The 5,479-nt window shown below is 53.7% G+C and carries 2 rRNA genes; both read left to right on the top strand.

Features of this window, described 5'->3' with window-relative positions:
* Positions 1–295 precede the first annotated feature (295 nt).
* A 16S ribosomal RNA gene (locus ACQ3HB_RS20500) occupies positions 296–1,818 on the top strand.
* Positions 1,819–2,254: 436 nt separating this feature from the next.
* A 23S ribosomal RNA gene (locus tag ACQ3HB_RS20495) occupies positions 2,255–5,370 on the top strand.
* The 16S and 23S rRNA genes sit together here, the layout of an rRNA operon.
* Positions 5,371–5,479 lie beyond the last annotated feature (109 nt).

Genomic DNA, 5,479 nt, shown 5'->3' with positions numbered 1-5,479 from the left:
GAGAGTGGTAAGCTAGAGAAGTTGCCCTGCAGGGCGGTCGTGATGGCCAAAGGCAGGAGCATCCGATCCTTGAGAACTCAACAGCGTGCACAATGTCAAATGCCAAAAACCTCGTGTTTTGGATCCCGTTTCTAGCGGGTGAGATTACAGGAGATTCCTTTGGAAAACATTTAAACAACAAAGCAAGTCAGTAATGATTTGTTCTGTCAGTTTCAAACTCGCAGCTTGTCCGCCTATTCCGGTGGTTGGTTGCAAATTAATGTGCCGGTCGCTTCGGTGGTCGTGCAATAAAACATTTACGGAGAGTTTGATCCTGGCTCAGGACGAACGCTGGCGGCGTGCTTAACACATGCAAGTCGAACGATGAACCAGGAGCTTGCTCTTGGGGATTAGTGGCGAACGGGTGAGTAACACGTGAGTAACCTGCCCTTGACTCTGGGATAAGCGTTGGAAACGACGTCTAATACCGGATACGAGCTTCAGCCGCATGGCTAGGAGCTGGAAAGAATTTCGGTCAAGGATGGACTCGCGGCCTATCAGCTAGTTGGTGAGGTAATGGCTCACCAAGGCGACGACGGGTAGCCGGCCTGAGAGGGTGACCGGCCACACTGGAACTGAGACACGGTCCAGACTCCTACGGGAGGCAGCAGTGGGGAATATTGCACAATGGGCGAAAGCCTGATGCAGCAACGCCGCGTGAGGGACGACGGCCTTCGGGTTGTAAACCTCTTTTAGCAGGGAAGAAGCGAAAGTGACGGTACCTGCAGAAAAAGCACCGGCTAACTACGTGCCAGCAGCCGCGGTAATACGTAGGGTGCAAGCGTTGTCCGGAATTATTGGGCGTAAAGAGCTCGTAGGCGGTTTGTCGCGTCTGCTGTGAAATCCCGAGGCTCAACCTCGGGTCTGCAGTGGGTACGGGCAGACTAGAGTGCGGTAGGGGAGATTGGAATTCCTGGTGTAGCGGTGGAATGCGCAGATATCAGGAGGAACACCGATGGCGAAGGCAGATCTCTGGGCCGTAACTGACGCTGAGGAGCGAAAGGGTGGGGAGCAAACAGGCTTAGATACCCTGGTAGTCCACCCCGTAAACGTTGGGCGCTAGATGTGGGGACCATTCCACGGTTTCCGTGTCGTAGCTAACGCATTAAGCGCCCCGCCTGGGGAGTACGGCCGCAAGGCTAAAACTCAAAGGAATTGACGGGGGCCCGCACAAGCGGCGGAGCATGCGGATTAATTCGATGCAACGCGAAGAACCTTACCAAGGCTTGACATATACGAGAACGGGCCAGAAATGGTCAACTCTTTGGACACTCGTAAACAGGTGGTGCATGGTTGTCGTCAGCTCGTGTCGTGAGATGTTGGGTTAAGTCCCGCAACGAGCGCAACCCTCGTTCTATGTTGCCAGCACGTAATGGTGGGAACTCATGGGATACTGCCGGGGTCAACTCGGAGGAAGGTGGGGACGACGTCAAATCATCATGCCCCTTATGTCTTGGGCTTCACGCATGCTACAATGGCCAGTACAAAGGGCTGCAATACCGTAAGGTGGAGCGAATCCCAAAAAGCTGGTCCCAGTTCGGATTGAGGTCTGCAACTCGACCTCATGAAGTCGGAGTCGCTAGTAATCGCAGATCAGCAACGCTGCGGTGAATACGTTCCCGGGCCTTGTACACACCGCCCGTCAAGTCATGAAAGTCGGTAACACCCGAAGCCAGTGGCCTAACCGCAAGGAAGGAGCTGTCTAAGGTGGGATCGGTAATTAGGACTAAGTCGTAACAAGGTAGCCGTACCGGAAGGTGCGGCTGGATCACCTCCTTTCTAAGGAGCATGTGCAGCTCTCCTCTGTATACAGGGAGATTCAAGCTGCCAAGTCACACTGAGACGAATGTTCTCGGGTGGCGCTCATGGGTGGAACATTGACATTGATGCCGATTCGATCGGTGGCAACTCAGTACATCTCCTTCGGGGGATCGGAACGGTTGGTACTGGGATGGCCGGCATATGCACGCTGTTGGGTCCTGAGGGACCGGATCCGCGCTCTTCGGGGCGCGAGGACGAAACTCAGGGCCTGTTTTGCTTGACATACATAGTCAAGGGAGCAGGTACCGCCCGTACTTTGAGAACTACACAGTGGACGCGAGCATCTTAGATTCGAGACTTTGGTCTCGAATCACAAAGATCAAACACACCCTTCGGGGTGTGGTAGATCATTGGTCAATTTTTCCTTGTGAAGAATCGATTCAAACTCATGTGATTTCAAATTTCTAAGAGCAAACGGTGGATGCCTTGGCATCTGGAGCCGAAGAAGGACGTAGTAATCTGCGATAAGCCTCGGGGAGCTGATAAACGAGCCCTGATCCGAGGATGTCCGAATGGGGAAACCCCGCCAGGCCCTTTATGGTGACCTGGTGACTCCCGCCTGAATATATAGGGCGGGTAGAGGGAACGAGGGGAAGTGAAACATCTCAGTACCCTCAGGAAGAGAAAACAACCGTGATTCCGTAAGTAGTGGCGAGCGAAATCGGAAGAGGCTAAACCGAGCATGTGTGATAGCTATCAGGCGTTGCATGTTCGGGGTTGTGGGACTTTTCACTCTGCGCTGATAAGCAGGGAGCATTAGAACGTTGTATAGACGAATGGGATTGAAAGCCCAGCCAGAGACGGTGCCAGCCCGGTAGTCGAAATGCAGCAATCGTGCGAAGAGTATCCCAAGTAGCACGGGGCCCGAGAAATCCCGTGTGAATCTGTCAGGACCACCTGATAAGCCTAAATACTCCCAGATGACCGATAGCGGACAAGTACCGTGAGGGAAAGGTGAAAAGTACCCCGGGAGGGGAGTGAAATAGTACCTGAAACCGTTTGCTTACAAACCGTTGGAGCTCCCATGTTGGGGTGACAGCGTGCCTTTTGAAGAATGAGCCTGCGAGTTAGCGATATGTGGCGAGGTTAACCCGTGAGGGGTAGCCGTAGCGAAAGCGAGTCTGAATAGGGCGATTCAGTCGCATGTCCTAGACCCGAAGCGAAGTGATCTATCCATGGCCAGGTTGAAGCGACGGTAAGACGTCGTGGAGGACCGAACCCACTTAGGTTGAAAACTGAGGGGATGAGCTGTGGATAGGGGTGAAAGGCCAATCAAACTTCGTGATAGCTGGTTCTCTCCGAAATGCATTTAGGTGCAGCGTTGCGTGTTTCTTGCCGGAGGTAGAGCTACTGGATGGCCGATGGGCCCTAAAAGGTTACTGACGTCAGCCAAACTCCGAATGCCGGTAAGTGAGAGCGCAGCAGTGAGACGGTGGGGGATAAGCTTCATCGTCGAGAGGGAAACAACCCAGACCACCAACTAAGGTCCCAAAGCGCGTGCTAAGTGGGAAAGGATGTGGAGTTGCACAGACAACCAGGAGGTTGGCTTAGAAGCAGCCACCCTTGAAAGAGTGCGTAATAGCTCACTGGTCAAGTGATTCCGCGCCGACAATGTAACGGGGCTCAAGCACGCCACCGAAGTTGTGGCATTGATATTTTTGGTAGGCCTTCGTGGTCCAGCCGTATTGATGGGTAGGAGAGCGTCGTGTGGCCAGCGAAGCGGCGGTGTAAACCAGCCGTGGAGGCTACACGAGTGAGAATGCAGGCATGAGTAGCGAAAGACATGTGAGAAACATGTCCTCCGAAAGACCAAGGGTTCCAGGGTCAAGCTAATCTTCCCTGGGTAAGTCGGGACCTAAGGCGAGGCCGACAGGCGTAGTCGATGGACAACGGGTTGATATTCCCGTACCGGCGAAGAACCGCCCAAGCTAATCCAGTAATGCTAAGTGTCTGAATCCCTTTGATTGATCCCTTCGGGGTGAGACGTTGGGCCTAGCACACGACCCTATGCTGGTGCGGTTAGCGTATTAACAGGTGTGACGCAGGAAGGTAGCCCATGCCGGGCGATGGTTGTCCCGGTGTAAGTGCGTAGGCTGAGAGATAGGCAAATCCGTCTCTCGTGAAGGCTGAGACACGATACGGACCCGTAAGGGACAGTGGGTGATCCTATGCTGCCAAGAAAAGCATCGACGCGAGGTTCAAGCCGCCCGTACCCCAAACCGACTCAGGTGGTCAGGTAGAGAATACTAAGGAGATCGAGAGAATCGTGGTTAAGGAACTCGGCAAAATGCCCCCGTAACTTCGGGAGAAGGGGGGCCTGAGGCGTATTAGGACTTGCTCCGAAAGCGTTTGAAGGCCGCAGAGACCAGTGGGAAGCGACTGTTTACTAAAAACACAGGTCCGTGCCAAGTCGCAAGACGATGTATACGGACTGACGCCTGCCCGGTGCTGGAAGGTTAAGAGGAACGGTTAGCCGCAAGGCGAAGCTGAGAATTTAAGCCCCAGTAAACGGCGGTGGTAACTATAACCATCCTAAGGTAGCGAAATTCCTTGTCGGGTAAGTTCCGACCTGCACGAATGGCGTAACGACTTCCCAGCTGTCTCAACCGCGAACTCGGCGAAATTGCATTACGAGTAAAGATGCTCGTTACGCGCAGCAGGACGGAAAGACCCCGTGACCTTTACTACAGCTTGGTATTGGTGTTCGGTGTGGCTTGTGTAGGATAGGTGGGAGACTGTGAAGCTTGGACGCTAGTTCAGGTGGAGTCATTGTTGAAATACCACTCTGGTCACTCTGGATATCTAACTTCGAACCGTAATCCGGTTCAGGGACAGTGCCTGGTGGGTAGTTTAACTGGGGCGGTTGCCTCCCAAAAAGTAACGGAGGCGCCCAAAGGTTCCCTCAACCTGGTTGGTAATCAGGTGTCGAGTGTAAGTGCACAAGGGAGCTTGACTGTGAGACTGACAAGTCGAGCAGGGACGAAAGTCGGGACTAGTGATCCGGCAGTGGCTTGTGGAAGCGCTGTCGCTCAACGGATAAAAGGTACCTCGGGGATAACAGGCTGATCTTGCCCAAGAGTCCATATCGACGGCATGGTTTGGCACCTCGATGTCGGCTCGTCGCATCCTGGGGCTGGAGTAGGTCCCAAGGGTTGGGCTGTTCGCCCATTAAAGCGGTACGCGAGCTGGGTTTAGAACGTCGTGAGACAGTTCGGTCCCTATCCGCTGCGCGCGTAGGAAATTTGAAAGGATCTGACCCTAGTACGAGAGGACCGGGTTGGACGAACCTCTGGTGTGTCAGTTGTTCCGCCAGGAGCACCGCTGATTAGCTACGTTCGGGATGGATAACCGCTGAAAGCATCTAAGCGGGAAGCCGGCCTTAAGATGAGATTTCCATGCCTTCGGGCGAGAGGCTCCCAGCCAGACTACTGGGTTGATAGGCCGGATGTGGAAGAGAGGACGAAAGACTCTCGGAGCTGACCGGTACTAATAAGCCGATAATTTGATAACACATTCTTCGTTTGAATCGGAGATGCTACGCGTCCACTGAGTGGTTCTCGATGTACGGTCGAGAACCCGCAAACAACATTCCTGTGTCGTTGGACACAGCGTGTTGGTT

It is taken from the genome of Plantibacter lichenum (genome assembly GCF_050587525.1).
Lineage (GTDB): Bacteria > Actinomycetota > Actinomycetes > Actinomycetales > Microbacteriaceae > Plantibacter.
This window is presented reverse-complemented; position numbering and strand designations above follow the sequence as displayed.